This window comes from Sorangium sp. So ce406 (genome assembly GCF_051474675.1).
GTDB lineage: Bacteria > Myxococcota_A > Polyangia > Polyangiales > Polyangiaceae > Sorangium > Sorangium cellulosum_G.
In genome coordinates this window covers 9,828,088-9,849,450 of sequence record NZ_CP150340.1, presented here as the reverse complement: position 1 = coordinate 9,849,450, position 21,363 = coordinate 9,828,088, and the positions used below count along the sequence as shown (strand labels likewise).

Annotated in this window: 18 protein-coding genes and 1 pseudogene; 15 read left to right on the top strand and 4 right to left on the bottom strand. The window is 71.8% G+C overall.

Features of this window, described 5'->3' with window-relative positions; translation table 11 throughout:
* Positions 1 to 77 precede the first annotated feature (77 nt).
* Together WME96_RS36980 and WME96_RS36975 are read left to right on the top strand one after the other, a co-directional pair.
* The gene (locus WME96_RS36980) at positions 78 to 1,235 is read left to right on the top strand and encodes an AAA family ATPase (RefSeq protein WP_437286280.1); all 1,158 of its coding nucleotides are present in this window, start codon (positions 78 to 80) and stop codon (positions 1,233 to 1,235) included.
* Positions 1,232 to 1,873, top strand: coding sequence for a DUF4276 family protein (locus WME96_RS36975; RefSeq protein WP_437286279.1), 642 nt, complete (start codon positions 1,232 to 1,234; stop codon positions 1,871 to 1,873). Before WME96_RS36980 ends, WME96_RS36975 begins: the two co-directional genes overlap by 4 nt.
* Before the next feature lie 59 nt (positions 1,874 to 1,932).
* On the opposite strand, the gene WME96_RS36970 is transcribed toward WME96_RS36975, so the two are convergent.
* Entirely contained in the window at positions 1,933 to 2,817 is an 885-nt protein-coding gene (locus WME96_RS36970; RefSeq protein WP_437286278.1) for an SDR family oxidoreductase, read from the bottom strand.
* An 89-nt stretch (positions 2,818 to 2,906) separates the two neighbouring features.
* On the opposite strand from WME96_RS36970, the gene WME96_RS36965 reads away from it, so the two are divergent.
* The 10 genes from WME96_RS36965 to WME96_RS36920 all read left to right on the top strand — a co-directional run bounded on the left by WME96_RS36965 (position 2,907) and on the right by WME96_RS36920 (position 12,473).
* A complete protein-coding gene (locus WME96_RS36965) occupies positions 2,907 to 3,827 on the top strand; it encodes a LysR substrate-binding domain-containing protein (RefSeq protein ID WP_437286277.1) in 921 nt (306 codons plus the stop codon).
* Between the two features lie 288 nt (positions 3,828 to 4,115).
* Positions 4,116 to 4,760, top strand: coding sequence for a DUF2267 domain-containing protein (locus tag WME96_RS36960; protein ID WP_437286276.1), 645 nt, complete (start codon positions 4,116 to 4,118; stop codon positions 4,758 to 4,760).
* Positions 4,761 to 5,082: 322 nt separating this feature from the next.
* Positions 5,083 to 5,787, top strand: coding sequence for a hypothetical protein (locus WME96_RS36955; protein ID WP_437286275.1), 705 nt, complete (start codon positions 5,083 to 5,085; stop codon positions 5,785 to 5,787).
* 19 nt (positions 5,788 to 5,806) lie between these two features.
* Positions 5,807 to 6,316, top strand: coding sequence for an RNA polymerase sigma factor (locus WME96_RS36950; protein WP_437286274.1), 510 nt, complete (start codon positions 5,807 to 5,809; stop codon positions 6,314 to 6,316).
* Positions 6,313 to 7,098, top strand: coding sequence for a DUF4384 domain-containing protein (locus WME96_RS36945; RefSeq protein WP_437286273.1), 786 nt, complete (start codon positions 6,313 to 6,315; stop codon positions 7,096 to 7,098). Before WME96_RS36950 ends, WME96_RS36945 begins: the two co-directional genes overlap by 4 nt.
* Positions 7,095 to 8,690: a caspase family protein gene (locus WME96_RS36940; RefSeq protein WP_437286272.1), complete on the top strand. Its 1,596-nt coding sequence runs from the start codon at positions 7,095 to 7,097 to the stop codon at positions 8,688 to 8,690. The genes WME96_RS36945 and WME96_RS36940 overlap by 4 nt, the downstream gene beginning before the upstream one ends.
* Positions 8,691 to 8,910: 220 nt before the next feature.
* Positions 8,911 to 9,852, top strand: a complete 942-nt coding sequence (locus WME96_RS36935; protein WP_437286271.1) for an NAD(P)-dependent alcohol dehydrogenase — start codon at positions 8,911 to 8,913, stop codon at positions 9,850 to 9,852.
* A 191-nt stretch (positions 9,853 to 10,043) separates the two neighbouring features.
* Positions 10,044 to 11,024 (top strand): aldo/keto reductase, encoded by a 981-nt coding sequence (locus tag WME96_RS36930; protein WP_437286270.1) that lies wholly within the window; start codon positions 10,044 to 10,046, stop codon positions 11,022 to 11,024.
* A gap of 295 nt (positions 11,025 to 11,319) precedes the next feature.
* Positions 11,320 to 11,625, top strand: coding sequence for a hypothetical protein (locus tag WME96_RS36925; RefSeq protein WP_437286269.1), 306 nt, complete (start codon positions 11,320 to 11,322; stop codon positions 11,623 to 11,625).
* 146 nt (positions 11,626 to 11,771) lie between these two features.
* Positions 11,772 to 12,473 (top strand): phytanoyl-CoA dioxygenase family protein, encoded by a 702-nt coding sequence (locus WME96_RS36920; protein ID WP_437286268.1) that lies wholly within the window; start codon positions 11,772 to 11,774, stop codon positions 12,471 to 12,473.
* A gap of 62 nt (positions 12,474 to 12,535) precedes the next feature.
* Here WME96_RS36920 and WME96_RS36915 read toward each other — a convergent pair.
* A pseudogene (locus tag WME96_RS36915) lies at positions 12,536 to 13,141 on the bottom strand (pectate lyase); the annotation flags it as partial.
* Between the two features lie 1,136 nt (positions 13,142 to 14,277).
* Here WME96_RS36915 and WME96_RS36910 point away from each other — a divergent pair.
* The 3 genes from WME96_RS36910 (at position 14,278) to WME96_RS36900 (ending at position 19,506) form a co-directional block, all read left to right on the top strand.
* Positions 14,278 to 15,762, top strand: coding sequence for a pectinesterase family protein (locus WME96_RS36910; RefSeq protein ID WP_437286267.1), 1,485 nt, complete (start codon positions 14,278 to 14,280; stop codon positions 15,760 to 15,762).
* Between the two features lie 86 nt (positions 15,763 to 15,848).
* Entirely contained in the window at positions 15,849 to 18,539 is a 2,691-nt protein-coding gene (locus tag WME96_RS36905) for a hypothetical protein (protein WP_437286266.1), read from the top strand.
* Between the two features lie 94 nt (positions 18,540 to 18,633).
* Positions 18,634 to 19,506, top strand: coding sequence for a DNA-formamidopyrimidine glycosylase family protein (locus WME96_RS36900; RefSeq protein WP_437286265.1), 873 nt, complete (start codon positions 18,634 to 18,636; stop codon positions 19,504 to 19,506).
* 84 nt (positions 19,507 to 19,590) lie between these two features.
* Here WME96_RS36900 and WME96_RS36895 read toward each other — a convergent pair whose 3' ends face one another.
* Positions 19,591 to 20,286, bottom strand: a complete 696-nt coding sequence (locus WME96_RS36895) for a hypothetical protein (RefSeq protein ID WP_437286264.1) — start codon at positions 20,284 to 20,286, stop codon at positions 19,591 to 19,593.
* On the bottom strand, positions 20,283 to 20,951 hold the full coding sequence (locus tag WME96_RS36890; protein WP_437286263.1) for a hypothetical protein: 669 nt from the start codon (positions 20,949 to 20,951) through the stop codon (positions 20,283 to 20,285). The genes WME96_RS36895 and WME96_RS36890 overlap by 4 nt, the downstream gene beginning before the upstream one ends.
* Positions 20,952 to 21,363: the final 412 nt, after the last annotated feature.

The window sequence follows — 21,363 nt, the reverse complement described above, 5'->3', positions numbered from 1 at the left end:
GGGCGAGGCCGTGGCGCGCGGCGGGTCCTGCTGGGGGCCGGTGCGCCGGGGGGTCGGCTGCGGTACGGTGGCCGACGATGATCACGCGGATCGAGGTCGATGGGTTCAAGTCGCTCCGCGGCTTCGCGCTGGACCTGGAGCCGCTGACGGCGATCGTGGGCGCCAACGGCGCGGGCAAGTCGAACCTGCTCGACGCGCTGCACCTCCTGTCGCGGCTCGCGCAGACCAGCGTCACCGAGGCGCTGAAGGGGGGGCGCGGCGCGATCCGGGATCAGTTCTCGCGGCTGCGGGATGGAGCGGCGGGGAGGATCAGGATAGGTGTGGAGATGCTCCTCGTCGCCGACAGGGATGCTTCACAAGATCAGCTCGCGACGCGGTATTGGTACACGGCGGAAATCGAGCGTGTCGCCCTCTCCTCTGGAATCGAGGACATCACGCTCGAGGAACACAGCGACGTCATCGATGACCCGGCCGCGCCGGACACGTGGATGGCCCGGCATCCGGCGCTGGCACGTCATGGCGACCCGGCCGGTAAGGTCAAGGATCGAGCGCTGAAACTCCGCAGGATTGAGCATGAGCTCAGCGCCATCCGTGTCGTTCAATTCGAGCCTTCCAGGCTTCGCCTCCCCAGCGAGCGCGCTGCAGGCGCGGCCCTCGCAGCGGACGGCTCCAACCTGCCGACGGCGCTCGCTGCGCTTGCTCCCGCGGCGCGCGCGCAGATCCGGGCCGATCTCGCGGAGCTCATCCCGGGTTTTCGCTCGTTCGAGGTGGTGCCAATCGATGAAGAGCTCCGGCTGGAAGTGGAGTTCACGGACGGCGCCCGCGTGCCCGCCCGCGTCCTCTCGGACGGCACGCTGCGCCTCATCGCGTTGCTCACGGTCCTGCGCGGCGCGCCGCCCGGCGCGATGATCGCCGTCGAGGAGCCGGAGAACGGCATCTATCCCGGCCGGCTGCGCGCGCTCATCGACAAGCTCGTCGACGCGACCACGCCCAAGGGCGACGTGCTCCCGCCGCAGGTGCTGCTCACGAGCCACTCGCCGGCGATCCTCGCCGCGCTCCACGGAAGGCCCGAGTCGCTCGTCTTCGCGGATCTCGTCCGGCGGGGCGACGATCTCCGCTCCACGCGCATGCGCCACGTGCGCGCGGGCGACGGCCCGGAGCGCGACCCGAGCACCGTCTCCCGGCGGGAGATCGAGCGAATCCTGGACGCCGCGCGTCCGGAGGACGAGGCGTGAACTGGCTATGTGCAGGGGTTTACGCCGAGGGCCCCACCGATGATCGGTTCCTCTGCAATCTGCTCAACCGGATCTTGCCGCCTCTCGCCGCCGAGATCTGCAAGAGCGTCCCCTATATAGATGACGCCCGGCGCATCAGTGAACCGCGACGATCGCGAGGCGCGAGCCGGGAAGAGCGGATCGCCGCGGCGATCGAGGAGAGCTGGAGCGAGTGCAACCTGTTCGTCGTACACAGCGACGGCGAGGGCGCGCCCGATGAGGTGCGGCGCGAGCGGATCGAGCCGGGCCTCGCTCGCGCGCGGCGCGCGTGCCCCGATCTCGCCGCGGCCGCCTGCGTCCCCGTGCGGGAGACGGAGGCGTGGATGCTGGCCGACCCCGAGGCGTTCTGCAGGATCTTCGAGACCAACCGGACGCCGCCGCTGCCCTCCAACCCAGAAGCGGAGTCCGATCCGAAAAAGGTCCTGGAGACGGCGCTTTGTGCCCTGGGCGCGCGGATGGGTCGAGGCGTGGAGGATTACTATGCCCTGCTCGGGGTCGAGGTGCGCCTCGATTCCCTGCGACGCCTTCCGGCGTTCCAGCAGTTCGAAGAGGAGCTGCGGAAGGCGATCGCCGCCATCGCGGCCCCGTCCGGCGCATGAGCTGATCGCCGGCCGCACACGAACTTCGAGGCACCGCGAGCCGGGTCAGGGTCGCGGCGTCAGGTCGCGACGAGCGTGGCCTTGTGCCGCGCCAGGAAGCTCCGCACGTCCTCGGCGGGCTTGCCGGTGAGCTCCTCCACCGCCTTCGTGGCCACATCCAGCGTGCCGCGCGCGATCGCCGCGTCGAAAGAGGCGAGCAGGGTGGCTGTCGCGGCGGGCATGCCGGCCTGCTGCATGCCCTGCTCCAGCGCCTCGCGCGGGACGGGGACGTAGGCGAGCGGCCTGCCCGTGAGATCCGAGGCGATCCGGGCGATCTCGCCCTGAGAGACGGCGGTCGGGCCGGTGATGTCGAGCACGCGCTTGCCGTCGAAATCGGCCGACAGCGCCGCGGCGGCTGCGCGGGCGCAGTCCTCGCGCGTGACGTAGCCGGCCTTGCCGTCGCCGGCCGCGGCGACGAGCTGGCCCGTCGAGAGCGCGCGCCGCAGCGAGGCCACGAGGAAATCGGCGTAGAGGTTGTTGCGCAGCACGGTGGCGCCGAGCCCGCTCTCGGCGAGCGCGTCCTCGGTGGCCTGGTGGTCGGGCGCGATCGTGATCGGCGACTCCGGCCCGGGGTTGGTCAACGACGTGTAGACCACGTGCCGCACGCCCGCCTTCACCGCGGCCTCGATCGCGCCCCGGTGCTGCGCGACGCGCCGGCCCGGGCGGTCCAGCGCGTCGGTGCTGATGAGCAGCAGCCGCGCCGCGCCGGCGAACGCCTCCGCGAGCGACGCGGGAGCATCGAAGTCGGCGCGCCGCACCTCGACGCCGCGGGCGCGGAGCTCTCCGAGCCTCTCCGGGTGACGGGTCGTGACGATGAGGGGGCCCGCGCCCTGCGCGAGCAGGAGATCGACGACGCGCCGCCCGAGCTGGCCGCCGGCGCCGGTGACGAGGAGAGGCTGAGACATGGTGAGAGCTCCTTGTGACGAGGTTGAATCGATATTGGGTATGTCTCGATCGTGGTTCAATGCGCGAAAATTGGTTACTCTGTTCCGAAATGGGAACAATGGACCTGAACCACCTCGCCGTGTTCGCGGCCGTCGCCGAGACGGCGAGCTTCACGGCGGCGGCGCGCCGGCTCGGGGTGCCCAAGTCGACGGTCAGCCGGGGCATCGCGTCGCTGGAGGCGTCGCTGGGCGTGCGCCTCTTGCAGCGGACGACGCGCAGCGTGGCGCTCACGACGGCGGGGCAGGCGCTCGTCGATCGCCTCGGCTCACGGCTCAGGGCGCTGACGGAGGCGATCGAGGGGCTCCCGGAGCTCGGGGACGAGCCGTCGGGCTCGCTTCGCCTCACCGCGACGGCGGACTTCGGGACCGAGGTGCTGGCGGAGATCCTCGCCGGCTTCTGCCGTCGCTACCCGCGCATCGCGGTGGAGATGCACCTGTCGAGCCGGCCCGTGGATCTGGTGAAGGAGGGGTACGACGCTGCCTTCCGGTTCCTCGGGAAGAAGCCCCGGGACTCGTCGCTTGTCGCGCGCAAGGTGGGCGATCTGGACATGCAGCTCTACGCCTCGCCCGCGTACCTGGCCGCGCGGGGGACGCCGAGGACGCTGGACGACCTCGCGGAGCACGACTGCGTGGCGCTCACGGGGACGAGCCCGTTCGCGCGGGACGAGGCGTCGCGCGCCCGCGCGCGGCTCCGCGTCCGGCTGCTCGCGGACGACGGGTTCTTCGCGCGCGAGGCGGTGCGCCACGGCGTCGGGATCGGCATGTTCCCTGCGTTCCTGGCGCAGCAGGACGTGCTCGCCGGGGCGCTCGTCCGCGTGCTCCCGCGCTGGGCGATGCCGATGGGCGGCGTGTTCCTGGTGTTCCCGAGCGGCCAGCACCTGCCGAAGAAGACCGTCGCCCTGCGGGATCACGTGGTGGAGGCGCTGCGCGTCCGGCTCAAGGCACGTGGGGGGCGCGCGGGCGAGAGCTAGCGCCTCAGTCTCCCGCCAGGGCTGTGCCTCGAGAGCGGAGAAAGAGATTTAACGCAAAGGCGCAAAGGCGCAAAGACGCAAAATACATTAATTCTTGTGTTTTTTGCGCCTTTGCGCCTTTGCGCCTTTGCGCCTTTGCGTTGATCTCTCTCTCCGGATCCCTGGTGCGAGGAACGCGCTGGCGTTGTGAGCCGACCCAGGCTGGGTTGGCGGTTCGCGCCACGTGGCATCGGTCTCGCATGCTGGCATACGCCCAGCGCACGATCCCGCCTGGAAGGAGGCCCCCCCATGGATCACGACCGCTTCGTCGAGGAAGTGCAGCGCCGCGCCGGCTTCGAGACCCGCGACGACGCCGAGCGCGCCATCGCCGTGACCGCGCGGACGCTCGGCGAGCGGCTGCTCGAGGACGAGGCCGCCTCCATCGCGACCGAGCTGCCCGAGCCGGTCGCCGCCGCGCTGCGCGGCGCGACCTACCAGGGCGACTTCGATCGCGACGAGCTCTACGACCGCATCGCCCGCCGCGAGGGCGCGCCGCGCGGCTTCGGCATGGAGCACGCCCAGGCCGTGTGCGCCGTCCTCGGCGAGGCGCTGCCCCAGGCCGCGCGCCTGCGGCTCCAGCGGCACCTGCCGGACTGGGCGGACCTCTTCGCGCCGCGCGCCGCCGGTGCGCCCCCTCCGCGGCCGGTCCACGCGCCGGCGCCGCCCGACCCCGGCCACGGCTCGTCGCTCGCCACCGGGCGGCCCGGCAGCCGCCACCCGCTCAGCGAGGCGCACCCCGAGACGGCGCACGCGCAGTCGGTCGCCCGGGCGGACGACCCGCACGCGGAAACGAGGCTATCGAGCAGCCCGGGGCTGACGCAGGAGCGCCTCCGCGACACCCTGGCCGAGGGGCGCCCCGGCCCCGAGCGCCCCATCAGCGAGACGCAGCGCTGAGCGGCGCGCTCAGGTCCGCGGTAAAATTGCGGCTACGCTGTAATATCAACAATCGACACCGACCCGTGCCCGAACCAGGCCCCTCGCGTTCTATCTAGTCGAAGGGGCCGGCAACGGCGGTTTCTTCCCGGGCGCCGCGCGCCGCGCTGCGAAACGGCGGGCGCCTCGCCATCCATCCAGGAGAGCTCCGGCGACGACGACGACCGCCCCACGGCGGCGACGGCAGCGCTGCGCGCATCGCCCTCCCCCGGATGACTCGCCCGCTCATTCACCATCTCATCATCCGTCAAACATCGTTGTTTGCTTTTCAAGGAGGAATGTCATGCAGCTTCGTTCGATCTTCTCGCTCGCTCTCCCGGTCCTGCTCGCCGCGTGCGGCGACTCCCAGGTGGGCTCCGACTATGAGGGCGAGTCTCTCCTGACGGTCAAGGGCACCATCGTCAATGAGCTCGACGAGGCGCCCGAGGGGCCGGTCGACGCCGTGCTGGTCTGGAACAGCGTGACGACCGACACGGAAAACGAGAACTTCCCCGTCCGCACGACGGTGACCGGGAGCTTTCCCGCGGCCTTCTCGCTGTCGATTCACGAGCCCCCGCCCGAGGAGTCGCTCAACGATCTCACCGAGGTCGGTCTCGTCGACGCCAGGGTCGGCATCGCCACCATCGAAGCGGCGTTGAACGAGGAGTCCGCCGGGGAGGGGCGCGGGCTCGGCGTCGACGAGCACCATGTGATCGTGTACGTGGAGAGCGAGATGGACGAAGACGGCTTCTGGTCGAATTTCTTCGGCGGGCCGCTCGCCCCCGGATTCCATGTCATGGATGTGCTCTCCCAGGAAGGTGAGGTGGACGCAGAGCAGCAGGCGGCCTTCGACGCCTGCAACGCCGCGGCGACCACGGAAGCGGAGCACAACGCCTGCTACGGGTATGACGCGAAGATCAAGATCCGCCCCTCCGCAGGCGGGCCGAGCACGTCGCTCACCGTCCGGATGGCGCCTTCCGAGGATTTGACATACCCGGACTGGCACTGATCGTGGTACACGCTCCGACGTGGATGATCGGCTGGCGCGTGTGGCCCTGATCGAGGCGGCTTACCGCCAGCACGGGCACATCGTGCTGCGACGGGCGCGGCGGCTCCTCGGCAACGAGCAGGAGGCGCGGGAGATCCTTCAGGATGTCTTCGCCTCCCTGCTCGGCGAGCCCGGGCAGCTCGACGGGAAGGGCCCGATGGTGGGCTGGCTCTACGGCGCCACGACGCACGCCTGCCTGAACCGCATCCGCGATCGGAAGAACCGGCTGCGCCTCCTCGACACCCACGTTGCGCCCATGCAAGAGGAGAGCGTGGCGCCGCGCGCCGAGGCGGCGCTCCTGACACGGGAGCTCCTCGCGCAGCTCCCGGGCGACCTCGCGCAGGTCGCCGTCCACTACTTCTCCGACGAGATGACCCACGAGGAGATCGCGCGCGTGATGGGCTGTTCTCGCCGGCACGTCGGCGACCTGCTGGAGCGGTTCAAGGCTGCGGTCTCCGAGCAGACGAGAGAAGGGATTGCGAGTCCATGACGCAAGCGCGACCCGAAGGGTGCCTCTCGGAGCTGAGGCTCGATGAGCTCACGGCGGGCCAGCTCGACCCCGCCGCCGCGCAGGAGGCGCGCGCGCACGTGGCCGGCTGCGCGCGGTGCGCGGCGCGGCTGTCCGAGATCGAGGCGGCGCGGGACGCGTTCGCGGCGTCGGCGCCGCCCCTGCGGCTCGATAGCGGCGCCCCGCCGGACCGCGCCGCGAGCGCCGCGAGCGCCACGACGAAGAAGCGCCCGCCGCGGCGATGGCTGGCGCCCGCCGCAGCCAGCGCGCTCGCGGCCGCGGCGGCCGCGCTGCTCTTGTTCCGCGCGGCGCCGGATCCGGCGGGAGGACCGGCGGAGAGCCCCGGTGAGCGCATCAAGGGAGCGAACCGCATCGGCTTCTATGTGAAGCGCGGCGGGGCCGTCCAGCCCGGCGGGGCAGGCGAGCGGCTCCATCCCGGCGACGCGATCCAGTTCACGTACTCCGCCACGGAGGCGCGGTATCTCGTGATCCTGAGCGTCGACGGGGCGTCGCAGGCCAGCGTCTATTACCCGAGCGGCCCGGTCGCCGCGCGCATCGAGCCCGGCCGGAACGTCCTCCTCCCGCAGAGCACGGTGCTGGACGACACGCTCGGCGCCGAGCGGATCTACGGGCTGTTCTGCGCCGACGCCGTCGCGGTCGAGCCGCTCCGGGCCGCGCTCGCGGCCCACCCCGACGCGCCTCCGGCCCCGCCGGGCTGCGACGTCGACGCGCTCACGGCGGAGAAGGTCGCGGGCTCGCCGTGATCCTCGGCCGCCCCGCCGCGCTCGCCGCGCTCGCCGCGCTCGCGTGCGCCTGGGTCCTCGCCTGGGCGGCGCCGGCCGAGGCCCGGATCGAGCGCTTCGCGGTGCTCATCGGCAACAACGCCGGTGAGCGGGGCGAGGTGGAGCTCCGCTATGCGGAGGACGACGCGGCCAAGATGTACGACGTCCTCAAGGACCTCGGGGGCTTTCCCCCGGCCAACCTGGTGCTCCTGCGGGGCGAGGGCGCGGAGACGGTCCGGCGCACGCTCATCACCATGAACGACCGTGTCCGCGCGGCCGTGTCGAGCCCGGACACCGACGTCCTCTATCTCGTCTACTACTCCGGTCACGCCGACGCGAACGCCCTCCACCTCGGGCCGGCGCCGCTCTCGCTGACGGAGTTCGAGCAGCTCGTCCGCGGCTCGGCGGCCTCGGCGCGGCTCCTGATCGTCGACTCGTGCCGATCCGGGGCGCTGACGCGCGTCAAGGGCGGCACGAGCGCGCCGCCGTTCGTCATCAAGCTCGATCAGCGGCTCGCCGGGCAAGGCATGGTGACGCTCACGTCGAGCTCCGGGAACGAGGACGCCCAGGAGTCCGATGAGCTCAAAGGATCGTTCTTCACCCACGCCCTCGTCTCGGGGCTGCTCGGGACGGCCGACGCCGATCGCGACGGCGCCGTCTCCCTCGAGGAGGCCTATCGCCATGCCTACGAGAGCACCCTGCGCGCCACGAGCCGCACGTGGGCCGGCGCGCAACACCCCACCTTCCGTTACGATCTTCGCGGCCAGGGCAAGCTCATCCTGACGGAGCTACCGGTGCACGCGTCGCTGCGGGGCGTGCTCCGGTTCCCGCTCGGCAGGTCCTACCTGGTGATGCGGGACTCGAGCGAGGGCCCGGTGGCGGCCGAGGTGGGGGCGAGCGACGCGACGCGGACGCTCAGCCTGCGCCCCGGCCGCTACTTCGTGCGCGGCCGAGGCCCCGATTTCCTCCTGGAAGGGACCGTGGAGGCCGAGGCCGGGCAGGCGATCGACGTGGGCGACGAGCGGCTGAGCCGCGTCACGTTCGCGCGGCTGGTGCGCAAGGGCGGCGGCGTCCGCGAGATCGCGCATGGGCCGGTGGCGGGCTATCAGTTCAGGACGCCGATCCTCCAGGGGGGCTCGTCGTGTCACGGAGGCTTCGTCGGGTACGCGGTCGAGCTCCAGCACCTCGGCGTCGCGACCCGGCTCAGCGCGTGTCACAGCGCCTTCCAGAACGAGCACCTGACCGCGAGCAACGATGACCTCGGCCTGGACGTACGCCTGTCCCACGCCTGGGATCTGCCCGTGGTCACCCTCGGCGTCGGCGTGGACCTCGGCCTCGCCGTGATGAGGCAGCGGTTCGAGACGTCCGGCCACGCGCCCGACCGCCACGGTCTGGCAGGGGCGTTCGGCGCCGGCGCCGGGGCGAACGTCGATCTCGTGGGAGGGTTCTACCTCGGCGTCGAGGCTGCCGCACAGACATACGTGTTCAAGCAGCAACGCGCGGGCGGCGAGGAGGGCGAGATTGCCCCGTCCCTGGCGGCACGGCTCCGGGTGGGTGTCGGCATGAGCCTTTGACGTGCGCTGCCTCGGGCAGGGGCCGCGCCGTCATCGCGTGCAGTCGGCCGTCTTCGGGGCGCGATCCGCGATGGCCGCGGCCACGCGCCGCCTCGACGGCCGGGCTTTCGGGCCGTGCCCCAGGGCGATGGCCGCCCGTTCATGCACCGCGCGTGCGTGCCGTGTCCGCTTGACGGTGTTACAACCCGACCGGCGCCGGCGCAGGCGCATGGGAGCGACGATGAAGGCATTCTACATGACGCGATTCGGCGGCCCCGAGGTCATGGAGTACGGCGATCTCCCGGAGCCGACGCCCGGCAAGGGCGAGGTGCTGGTCGACGTCAAGGCATCTTCCATCAACCCGGTGGACTGGAAGCTCAGGAGCGGGATGATGAAATTCATCGGCGGCCGCGGCTTGCCGAAGCCGCTCGGCTCCGATTTCTCGGGCATCGTACGGGCGCTGGGCCCAGGCGTCACCGGCTTTGCCCCCGGCGACAGGGTCTATGGCGCCGTGATCACCATGTTCGGCAAGCCGGGCGCGCACGCGGAGCGCGTCGTCGCGCGCGCCAAGGACACCCGCAGGATGCCCGAGGGGTGGACGTTCGAGCAAGGCGCCGCGCTCCCCGTGGCCGCCCTGACGGCGACCGCCGGTCTGAGGAAGTGCGGCGATATCGCTGGAAAGACGGTGCTCGTCAACGGCGCCACCGGCGGCGTGGGGCACATGGCGTTGCAGATCGCCAAGGCCAAGGGCGCCAGGGTGGTCGCCGTCTGCAGCGCCAGGAACGCCGATCTGGCGCGATCGCTCGGCGCCGACGAGGTGCTCGACTACAACGCGGTGGACGCGACCGCGCCCGACCACACATGGGACGTCTTCTTCGACGCCTTCGGCCAGGTCGGCTTCTCCAGGGCAAGTCGGGCGCTCGCGGCGAGCGGCGTCTATGTCACCACGCTGCCCCGCCCGGACACGGTGCTCCGGTCCGCGCTCGGCGGGCTGCTTGGGGGCAAGCGGGTCGGGCTCGCCAACATGCGGAGCAAGCCCGAGGACCACGCCGAGCTGGAGCGGCTCATCCAGGGTGGCGTCAAGGTCGTGCTGGAGACGTTCCCGCTGGAGCGCGCTGCGGAGGCCTTCGCTGTGTGCGAGGGCGGCAAGGTGCGGGGGAAGGTGGTGCTGACGGTCCCGTGAGCGCGCGCGCCCATCGAGGTGGGCGGGGTCGCCATGTCCAGCCTGGCCTGCCGCTTGCTAACCACCCCGCGCGTACGCTCGGCGCGGCCGCGCACCGCAGGCCTGACAGGTGACGCAGAGGACCCACGTCTCCCGCACAGGGACGCGTCCGATCGTCGCGGCGAGCTCGCGTTCGCATTCGGAGGAAGACCATGACTGATCTGCCCACTCGCTTGCTTGGACGCACCGGCGTCCGCGTCACCACGCTCGGCTTCGGCGCCATGGAGCTGCGGGGCGCCCCGCGCGGCCCGGAGATCTCGGATCAGGAGGCGGAGCGCATCCTGAACGACGTGCTGGACGCCGGGATCAACTTCATCGACACCTCCATCGACTACGGTCGCAGCGAGGAGCGGATCGGGCAGTTCATCTCGCACCGCCGTGGCGAATACTTCCTGGCCTCGAAGTGCGGCTGTGTCGTCGGCGGGGCTCAGGGCGAGCACGTGCACACGGCGCAGAACATCCGGCACGGCGTGGAGAACAGCTTGCGCCTGCTGAAGACGGACCACCTCGATCTGGTGCAGTTCCACCGGAGCCTCACCCGGCAGGAGTTCGAGCAGGACGGCGCGCTCCAGGAGGCGCTGAAGCTCAAGAGCGAGGGCAAGGTGCGCTTCCTCGGCGTCTCGGGCACGCTGCCCAACCTGGTGGAGCAGATCGAGATGGGCGTCTTCGATGCCTTCCAGATCCCGTACTCCGCGCTCCAGCGCGAGCACGAGGACGTGATCACCAGGGCCGCCGAGGCCGGCGCGGGCACCATCATCCGTGGCGGCGTGGCGCGCGGCGCGCCCACCGACTGGCAGCGCACGAACTACATGCTGCCGGGCACCACCATGCAAGACCGCTGGGAGCGCGCCAGGCTCGACGAGCTGCTCGACGGCCTGAGCCGGATCGAGTTCACCCTGCGCTTCACGCTCTCGCACCCGGGCCTGAGCACCACGATCGTCGGGACCCGGAACCCGAAGCACCTCCGCGACAACCTGGAGTTCGCGAGGAAGGGTCCCCTGCCGAGCGACGTGGTCGCCGAGGCGAAGCGGCGTTTGAGCCAGGCGGGCTCGATCCCGGAGCCCCTGCCCACCGCGGACGCGCGCCCGCGCGGCGCGGCGCAGGCGGCGGCGCCTGCCGGCGGCGCGCTCTGAGGAGCCGCTCCGGACAGCGACCTCCTCCGCGCGGCGTGTGCCGCACGGGGAGCGCGCGTGGCCGGGGCGTCTGGCGTCAGGTCCCCCGCGCAGCAGCTCGTGCGACGGGGCCTGTTTCCGCCTTCCAGGAGTCCGGCCATGGCTCCGGAGAGATTTCAACGCAAAGGCGCAAAGACGCCAAGACGCAAAATAATAACAATTGCCATGCCTTTGCGCCTTTGCGCCTTTGCGTTGAATCTCTCCTCTCGCGAGGCAGATCCCTGGCAGGGTTTCTGACCCTGTAGAAACAACTCCCATGCCGCTGCTCCGCCCGCCGGATGGCGTCGCGCCGCGCGTGGGGCTCACGCCCGGCATCGGGATCTCCGCGGTCGCCGTGGGCTGGGTTCTGCCTCCCGCGTTGCTGCTCTGGCAACAGTCGGTGGTGATCTGCTGCTCCTCCACGGGCACGAACGCCCGGCGGGCATCGCCGCTTGACAGCGGCCCCGAGCCAACGAATCCTTCGACGCGCGGGCTGTTCCCGAGCCCGGCCCCTCGCGCCGCCGCCGGCACGGCGCGCGCCAGGGCGAAGAGGGCGCTGCCCTTCGGCGGTCCTGGATCGTGATGCTGCCCCTCTTCCGTCGGTGCCGGCCGGCAAGGATCGAGCTCGGCAGATCACGACGAAAGGGCCGATGACCGGCCATCGGTGATCGTCGCGAGCTCGAGCGCCGCGAGGTCATGATGAGCAATTCAAGTCCAGCGAAAGTCCGGATGGACGCCTTCCGCGCGCACGGCTTCTTCGTCGTGCGCGCTTTCCTCGATGTCGCCGAGCGCGACGAGCTCCGCCGCGCGTGCGACGCCGCGCTCCTCCACGCACGAGCGCGCTCCCTGGAGACGGGTCACTCGACGCCCAGGATCTCGCTCCTCACGGACGGCGCGACCTGCGTGCAGGAACACCCTGGCGCGCTCGAGCGCATCGCCGTGTTCGTCGGCTCCGGGCGCGTCTGCGAGCTCCTCGCCGGCCTCTCCCGCCCGCGAGAAGAGGAGACGCCGCGCCTGAAGGACGCGCACTATTACCACGAGCAGACCCGGCGTGACTGGGATGGGGACTGGCATCGAGACAGCCAGTTCGGCCAGCCCGACCCGCAGATCGAGCGCGCGGTCGTCGCGACGACGACGGCGGTGCACTTCCGGGTGGCGCTGGAGGACGACGACCGCCTCGAGATCGTCCCCGGATCCCACGCTCGCTGGGACACCCCGGACGAGCTCCGGATCCGAAGGGGCGCCGACAGGACCACGCCGGACATGCCGAACGCCGCGCGCGTCGCCTTGCGCGCCGGAGATGCGTGTGTCTTCCACGCGTGGTCCATTCACCGCGCGACCTACCGCAGGGCGCCGCTGCGTCGCACGGTCGACGCCCTCTACGCCTTCGCCCGCCCGGCCGCACGCCGGTGGCCGTCACAGCCGACGTGAGCCTGGTCGGGCAGGCCGGGAGGCTCCAGCCCCCGGCCTGCCGACCGACAGGGCGCGCCCCGTCAGTACTCGGTGTTGTTGGACGTCGTGATCCGCGACGAGGACAGGCCGATGAAGAGCGAGTCGCCGATGTCGCTGTAGCGGGTGTTCGTCATCGTGACGGTGCTGGTGCTGCTGTCCGTCCTGAAGATCGCCTCATCCATGCGCGAGATGTCGCAACGGTCGATGAAGACGTCGACCTTGAACGTGGTCCCGCCGTTCTGCCGGATGAACTTGCCGGCGTTGGACGCCCGGAAGTTGGAGACCCGGAAGGTGCTGGCGGCGTTGATCTGGAACACCTTGTCCTCGCCGTTCACCGCCGAGCCGCCGTTGAGGACGACCGTGCCGGACTCCTTGACCGTCAGCGCGTCCTCGCCGATGTCCTCCCAGACGATGTTCTCCAGCGTGACGTTGCCGTACGTGTGGATGCCGTCCGCGGCCGGCGCGCCGAGGACCACGTTCCTCAGCACCGCGCCGTTCTCGAGCTTGAACACCGGCTTCTGGCTCTCGGACTGGCTGCCGTCGCCGAGCGCGCTGCCGGCGATGAACCGCCTGCCGCCGCCGTCATAGGTCTGGCCGGATCGCACGACGATCGTCGCGTCCACGACCCCGCCGCTCCCGGTGACCGTGCCGCCCCCGCCGCCGCCCGAGCCGCCGCTGCCGCCGCTCCCGCCCGAGCCGCTGGACGAGGAGCTCGACGTCGCGCCGCCGCCGCTGCTCGAGCTGCTCCCCGTCGGCACGAGCTCGATGTAGTCGACCTTGATGTCGTGGTCCGTCGCCGAGGCGCTCTTGCCGGTGCAGACCAGCTTGAACTCGACGCTGCCCGAGAGGCTCCTCGTGCCGAGCGTCACCGTCCTCCAGCTGTCGCCCGTGGACGACGCATAGCCGTCGAGGTTCCCCACGGAGGCGCCGTTCAGCTGGAGCTGGTAGTTCCCGTAGGCGTTCCGCTGGGCATAACGCACGACGACCCGGTACTCACCCGCTGCGACCGATTTCGAGAACTTGAAGTTGTCGCCGCTCGCGTTGGCCTTGAGCCGCACGGTGCTCGAGCTCGCGTCGTACCCGTCCCCCGACGAGTGAGACCAGGACTGCGACTCGGCCTCGAGCCGCGTGGCGCTCACCGCCTCGCTGACGCCATCCATCTCCATGAGGGCTTCCTCCTCCGAGAGGCAGCCGGTCGCGATGAACCCCACGGCGCCGATCGCCAGCAGCACATGACGAGCAAAGGTCGAATGAAGCTTCATGATTCCAGTCCTTGTTCAAGTAAGTTGTCGTACCGTAAAGTCGCCTCGCGAGCGCTCCGACCCGGAGCGTGCAGCGCTGTCGTCAGCCCTGCGCGCACGGCCGAGGTGCTCTGCGCTGCGCTGAACGCAGAGACCCTATCAGCAACACGCGGGCCACACGCGGGCTCGCCCTGAAGCGCAGTAAACGTGCGTTACTGCTGGATATTTCCTCGGAGAACAACGGCCCATGCCCCCTCGGACCCCGGGCGCGTCCGGCGCTGTCACGCAGGGCTGTACACCGTGTTAACCCGGAGTTGACAGGGCAGGCCTGCACAGCAACACCCTGCCGTGCGCGGACGGCCGGCGCACAGGAGTGACAGCCACATCGGGTGTGGGAGAACGAGCATGTTGCGCGACACGGCGCGAGGCGCCCCGCCTCGGCGACCCGTACGTCACCCTCGATCTGTCTGACATGGCGGGCGGGTCGGTGTGGCGTCGCGCCGCGTGGCGCGCGTCTTGATAGCGAGGTCGAAACGGTGAACATGAACAGCAAGTCACGTCGGATCCGCTCGCTGCCTCTCGCCCTCCTCGCGTTCGCCCTCGCCGCGTGCGGCGGCGACGACGCGAGCGACGGAGGCCCGACCGGTGCGTCTTCCTCGAGCGGTGAATCCACCGCGCCGGACGCCTCCAGCGGCTCGACCACCGGGGGAACCTCCGGCTCCGGCGGCTCGCCGTCAGGCGAGGGCGCTGGCACCGCGAGCAGCTCCACGGGCGAGAGCTCGGGATCGGGCGGCTCCGGCGCCGGCGGCTCCGGCGCCGGCGGCTCCGGCACCGGCGGCTCCGGCACCGGAGCCGCCGGCGAGGGGGGCTCGGGTACGGGCGGCTCCGGGCCGGACGGGTCCACCACGGGGACCGAGGCGCGCCCGCAGCTCACGGGCGCGCAGGCGGCCCACCACACCGTCCTGAAGCACCTCGAGAAGGCGGGCGAGCTCGCGTCCGGTCTCGTGACGGACGCGTGGGATCCCACCGCCGGGGCAGGCGACGTCGGCGGATTCACGCCCACGTACACGGTCGCAGCGAGCGGCGGCACCCACAGGACGGTGCAGTCCGCGATCGACGCCGCGGTGGCCGCCGGCGGGGCGCGCCGGGTCTATATCGAGGTCGCGTCGGGCGCTTACCGCGAGGTGGTCTGCGTGCCGTCGTCGGCCCCGCCGATCACGCTCTACAGCAAGAGCCCCGACGCCAGCCGGACGGTCATCGCGTACAACAACTACAACGGCAAGACCAAGGAGACAGGCAAGCCCGCCAATCCCTGCAACCCGAACCTGAGCGGGACCACGTACGGGACCAGCGGCAGCGCGACGTTCGCCGCGTACGCCGACGATTTCCACGCCAAGAACCTCACGATCGCGAACGACACCGACGAGCGCGCCGTGTCCGGCGGGAAGCAGGCCGTCGCGCTGATGACGCAGGCCGACCGGCTGATCTTCGAGAACGTGCGCTTGCTCGGCAACCAGGACACGCTCTATGTGAAGACGCCGAACGCAGGGACTGTGTCGCGCGCGTACTTCAAGGGGTGCCACGTGGAGGGCGACGTGGACTTCATCTTCGGTCGCGGCACCTTCGTGCTCGACGGCTGCACGATCCGGTACCTGACCGCGCGACAGGGCGCCACGGGTGGGTACATCGTCGCCCCCAGCACCGACGCGCGCAACGATCACGGCATCCTCATCATCGACAGCGAGCTCACCGCCGAGGCCGGGACGCCGGACGGGCTCGTCTACCTCGGCCGGGCCTGGGACGAGGGCCAGAACGACCTGGCGACGTACGCCACGAGCGTCGCGAGCGGCGCCTACCCGAACGGTCAAGCGATCATCCGGAACTCCACGCTGGGCCCGCACATTCGCGCGCTGGACCCGTGGCACGCCTCCACCGTCAGCCGCCCCTACAGCTCCACGGCGGGCACGTACCCCGCGAACCGCCTCCACGAGCACGCGAACACAGGGCCGGGCAGCGCGCGGCCCTGAGCGGGCGCCGGTCGCCACCCGCGTCGCCCGCGCCTTATTGCCTGCCCGCAGACGGCGGCGCGCTCTGTCGCCTATCCTCGCCCCCCATGGCGCCGCGCCCGTCCCTGCTCCTCCGCCTCGCCGGCGGGCTGGAGACCCGCCCCGTCAAGCTCGCGCTCTCGCTCCTCATCCTCGTCTCGGTCCTCCCCATCCAGGGCCTCGAGGACGAGCTCCGCCCGTACTTCCTGGGCATCTTCGGCGTCGAGCTCCTCCTCCGGGCCGCCCTCCTCCGCGAGCGCGGGCGCGATCGCTCGCGCCTCGACGTCGTCCTCTTCGCCTTCGACGTCATCGCCTGGCTCAGCTTCCTGCCGCTCGAGCGCATCCTCGACGCGCACGCCGCCCACGCCCTCCCCCTGCTGCGGCTCTCGCGGCTCTTCCTGCTCCTGCGCTTCACGCGCGAGATCGCGATCGACCTCTACGCGATCATGACGCGGCGCGAGCTGCTCGAGCAGTTCGGGCTCGTCACGCTGGCGGTCTGGGGGCTCGCGTTCGGCGCCTCCGTGCTGCTCAGCCACCTCGCGATCCCGCACGACTACGACGGCCGCGGCCCCGTCCCCGACACCGGCTTCCTCGACCGGATCTGGTGGTCCTTCCGCCAGCTCGAGAGCGCCGACAACCTCGTCGCCAACCTCCACGTCCACCCCATCGTCGCCGTCATCTCGCTCGGCCTCACGATGGTCGGGGTCTTCGTGACCTCGTTCATCATCGGCATCGGCGCCAACGTGGTCGATCAGGTCGTGCGCGCGGCCCGGCGGCGGCCTGTCGGCTATGCGGGCCACGCCCTCGTGATCGGCCCGGTGCACGAGGCCGAGATGCTGGTGCAGGAGTTCGTCCGCCTCTACGAGCGCCACCGGTCGCTCCGCAGCATCCGGCTCTCGGAGCTCTGGCTCTGGCTGCTCCGCCGCGGGCCCGCGCCGACCCGGCACGCGCTCCCGCGGATGGCCCTCCTCGGCGCCGAGGACGACCCGCCCGCGTACCTCTACGCCCCGAGCATGCGCTGGGTCGTCTACCGCAAGGGCGACAGCGCGCAGCCCGAGGCGCTCGACCTCGTGGGCGCCGCCGGCGCGAAGCGGGCGCTGATCCTCGCGCGCCACGACGCGGGGCCCGACGCCGATGCGTTGACGGCGATGGCGCTCTCGTCGTTCCGCACGCAGAACCGGCGCGGCCACGTGTTCGTCGAGGTGCAGGAGACCAGGAACCGCGACCTCATCCAGGCGGTGGGCGGGCCGGGGACGTACCCGCTCGACATGCAGCGGTTCCTCGGCCTCTTCCTGTGCCAGCACCTGATCACGCCCGGCGTCGAGTCGCTCTACGCCGACCTCATGACCGCCGACGGCTCGGAGTTCTACACGCACGTCTTCCTCGGCGCGGACGAGGCGCGCGCCGTCGCCGCGCTCGGCGAGGGCCCAGGCGGCGAGATCTCGTTCTCGCGCATGGCGCGCGCGGCCCACGAGAAGAGCGTGATCCTTGCGGGCGTCTTCCTCGGCGACGAGGTGCCGGAGCGCAGGGAGGGCGAGCTCGTGCCGGTGGAGGGGCTCGTGCAGTGGCTCAACCCGCTCCTCGATCCGCCCGAGGGGTCGCCGGCGTGGGCGCTCGGCGCGCGGGCGGGCCGGGTGCCGGCGCGGCGGCTCCGGGGCCTCATCGGCGTGTCGGCCACGTACGCGCCGCTCCGGCGCTACGGGCGCGAGCTGCTCATGGGCCGGGGCGTCGCGGCGGTGAGTGACGCCGCGCGCGCGGCGGACGGCGCCGAGGCGGCGCGCGCGTGGACCGAGGCGTGGGCGGCGACGCTCTCGCGGCGCCGCAGCCACCTCGAGCGGGTGCTGATCGTCGGCTACAGCCCGGCGCTGCCCTCGCTGCTCCACGCGCTCGCGCGGTTCGTCCCTGGGGTCGACGTGACGCTGGTCCTCGGCGAGCGCGGCGACGAGCGGATGCCGCTCGCCGACCGGCTCGCCTCGCTCGGCATGACGCTCGCGCCCGACGGCCCCCCGCCGGGCGCGGAGGGCGCGCCGCTCTCGCTCCCGCGCGGCGGCCGCGCGACCGTGTACACGCAGCGCGGGCACGACCTCGCCTCGCTCGCGGTGCGCTGCGCCGCGCGCGGGGCCCCCCCGTCGGCGGCCGTGTTCCTGAGCGAGCCCGAGGGGCTCGATCGCGACGCGCGCACGGCGATGCGGCTCATCCGCTTCGCGCGGGCGCTGGAGAGCCGGGAGCTCGCGCACGGCGGGCGGCTGCACGTGCTCGCGGAGTTCTCCTCGGTGGCCAAGGGCGAGCACGTCCGCAGCCTCCTCGACGCCGGCCGGTGCGGCTTCGCCGGCCCGGACCGGCTGCGGCTCAGCCTCGTCAGCACCGAGCGCATCAAGAACTACTTCATGGTCCACAGCGCCTTCGTGCCGGGAGTAACGACGCTTTACGAAGAGCTCCTCGGCGAGGGCGGGCAGGATCTCGTGCGCATCGAGGCGCGGCCGCCCGGCGCGGCGGAGCAGGCGCGCGGCGCCATCGGCTTCGACGATCTCCGCGCGGCGCTCGAGCCGAGGGGCGCGGTCCCGGTGGCGCTGGAGCGCGACGACGGGACCGTCCTCCTGAACCCGGAGCCCGGGTCGATGCACGCGACCGCGCGCATCCGCGCCGTGTACGCGCTCGCGCGGAGCCCGGAGCTCGCGGCGCCGGGCGAGCGGCGGGCGAGGGAGAGCGACGGCGGCGGCGCCGCGCGCGCCGAGGGGGCGCCGCCGATCAGCGCGTGATCGGCGCCGGGCGGCCCGCGCCGCGCGCTCCTTTTTTCCGCCTGGCGGGAAAACCGCACGTCGACCTCCGCGGCGAGATGGGTATTCTGGGGTGGTGCCGGAGCGCCCAGACCTGGAGTACGTCGTCCCGATCCTCGCGCGCGAGCTCGCGGGCGCGGCCGTGGTCGGGGTCCGGGCCGACAGCCCGGTGGTGCTGCGCGTCCTCGTGCCGGAGCGGGTCGACGCGCTCTTGCCGGGCGCGCAGATCCGGCGCGTCGCGCGGCGGGCGCACGCGGTGATCTTCGAGCTCGGCGGGCCGCGCGCGCTCGATCTCGTGATCTGCCCGATGCTGGCGGGGCGGTTCTCGATCACGCTGCCCGGCGAGACGCGGATTCCGACCGATCTCGCCTTCTCGCTCGTCCTCTCGGACGGGCGCGAGCTCAGGTATCGGGACGAGGTGCAGATGGGCAAGGTCTACGTGCTCGCGCGGGGCGATCTCGACAAGATCCCCGGCCTCGGTCGCGTGGGCCTCGACGTGCTCGATCCCCGGGTGTTCACGCCCGAGGCGTTCCGCGCCGCCGCGCGCGGCCGGCGCGACCTCGCCAAGGATTTCCTGATGGACAAGGCGGCGCTCGACTCCATGGGGAACGCGTACGCCGACGAGGTGCTGTTCGAGGCGAAGATCCACCCGAAGGCGTCGGTCAAGGGGCTCTCGGACGAGGAGATCGACCACCTGCACGCGGCGATCGTCCGTGTCCTCGGCGACGCGACGCGGACGATCGCGCAGCGGTCGCCGGCGCTCGACGAGAAGCTCCGCGACTTCCTGAAGGTCCGCGGGCGCCCGGGCCATCCGTGCCCGCGCTGCGGCGACAAGCTCCGACGCGCGAGCGTCCACGGCCACGACGCGATCTTCTGCCCGACGTGCCAGCCGGAGGATCGGAAGAGCGCGTCGTTGGGCCTCCGCCGCCCCCGGCGGGAGCCGGGGTGACGCGGGGCCGGCGACTCTTCAGGTCACTGCCGGGCTGAGCGCGCCCCCAGGGGCGCTGCGCCTCATGGGGCGGAGCGATGGTGTCTAGCGCGGCGGGGGCAGGGGCGGCGGCGCGGGCGTGTCGCTCTGCTGTTCCGGCGCGGGGGACTCGGCACCTGGCGAGGCCGCGGGAGCGGGCTCCGGCGCGGCCTCGGAGCCGGGTTGCGGCGCGGGCTCCGGCGCGGTCTCGGGCGCAGGCGCGGCCGGCGGCGGGTAGGTGAGGTCGTCGCACGTGGCGCCGAGGCTCCCGACAGCGTCGTTGTAGTGGTTCATCGCGTCGAACGCGTGCCCGTGGGCGTTCTCCTTGCCTTGCCTGGAGAGCGCGCCCAGCACGACGGCGGTCACGGCGACGGCGACGCCCGTGCCGAGGATCACGCCCATGGCGGCCTCGTTCTTGTCGTGGAAGTAGAGCCCTGAGAACCCGCCGAGGCTCCCGAGCCCGAGCACCACCCCGAGGGTGGAGAGTGTCGTCGCGGAGCGGCCGCTCTCCGACGCCTGGCGCGCGTGCTCGCGCGCCTCGGGGACACAGCGCACGAAGCGCTCCAGGCCGTCGTAATGGTAGCTCTCCGCCACCTTCCGGCCGCCGGCCCACAGCGTGAAGCCCTCGTCGTAGGTCGCCGTGAGCTCGCCCCGCGCCACCACGCGCGGTGTGTACATCGTGTGCCCGCTGGAGCAGCCGAGGAGCGTGGAGCCGAGGACGCTCGCGATCAGGGCGGTGGGGGGGCGCTTCGCCGGCCTCACGGGAGCTGCCCTTCTGTCGCCGGGAGCGCGCACGGCGAGCCGGGGGTGCGCGCGAGGTCGTTGTAGGCGTTGACCTGGTCGAGCGCGAGGGCCGAGTCCTTGTCTCGCTCGGGGCTCCCGACCGAGAGCCCCACCGCGATCGGCGGCAGTGCGGCGAGCGCGAGGACCGCGACCGTGGCCAGCAGGATCGAGGCCGCCGCGTTGCCGCCGTTGGCGCCGCTGCCGCCGTTACCGCCGGAGGCGGAGCTGCCGCCGTGCCCGGGCTTGCCGCCCTTCGAAGGGGACGCGGGGGTCCGCACCACCTCCGGGCCGGGCCTGTGGAGGTGCGGCGGCGGCGGCGCCACGCCGTGCCGTTCGACGACGATGCGCGGTCCGAAGTAGATCGGCACCCAGAAGCCGCCGCTGACGCGCACGGGCGAGGCCGCGGCGGCGCGCGAGGCCGGCGGAGGCAGCGCTGCGCCCGACCCGGGCTCACCGGAGAGGCACTCCGGGATCGCCCCGCCGAGCTCCATCGCGACCGCTCCGTCGCGGTACACCGGGCGGGCCCGCCCGTCCGGCGGCGGAACGTACTCGGAGACGTAGGATCCGCAGCCCGACAGCGCGGCGAGCGCGAGGGCGCCGAGCGCGGCGCGCGTGACGCGGAAAGAAGGTCGACGAGACTTCACGGCAGTGCCCGCGAGAGTATCCGCCCGCAGTTGCCCTGCATAGGGTCTGCCGCGCCGCGAGCGTGCTGCGATGCGGGCCCGGAGAGAGATTGAACCACAGAGGCACAGAGGGCACAGAGGCGAGAGGAAGAGAGGCTGAGGAATCCCTCATTTCGCAGCCGCTTTTCAGCGGGAAGATTGAACAGGGAGGCGGGGAGTATTTGAAGATTTTTCCTCCCCGCCTCCCCGCCTCCCTGTTCAATCTTCCGAAGAATTTTGAGGGGTCGTCAGGAAGAGAGGTGAAGAGAAGCGCGTCTTCATCTCTCTCTCTCTCTCTCTCCCTCTCTCTCTCCGTGGTTCATGTATCCATCTCTCTCTTCTCCCCTCTGTGCCCTCTGTGCCTCTGTGGTTCAATCTCTCTTTCTTCATCCGG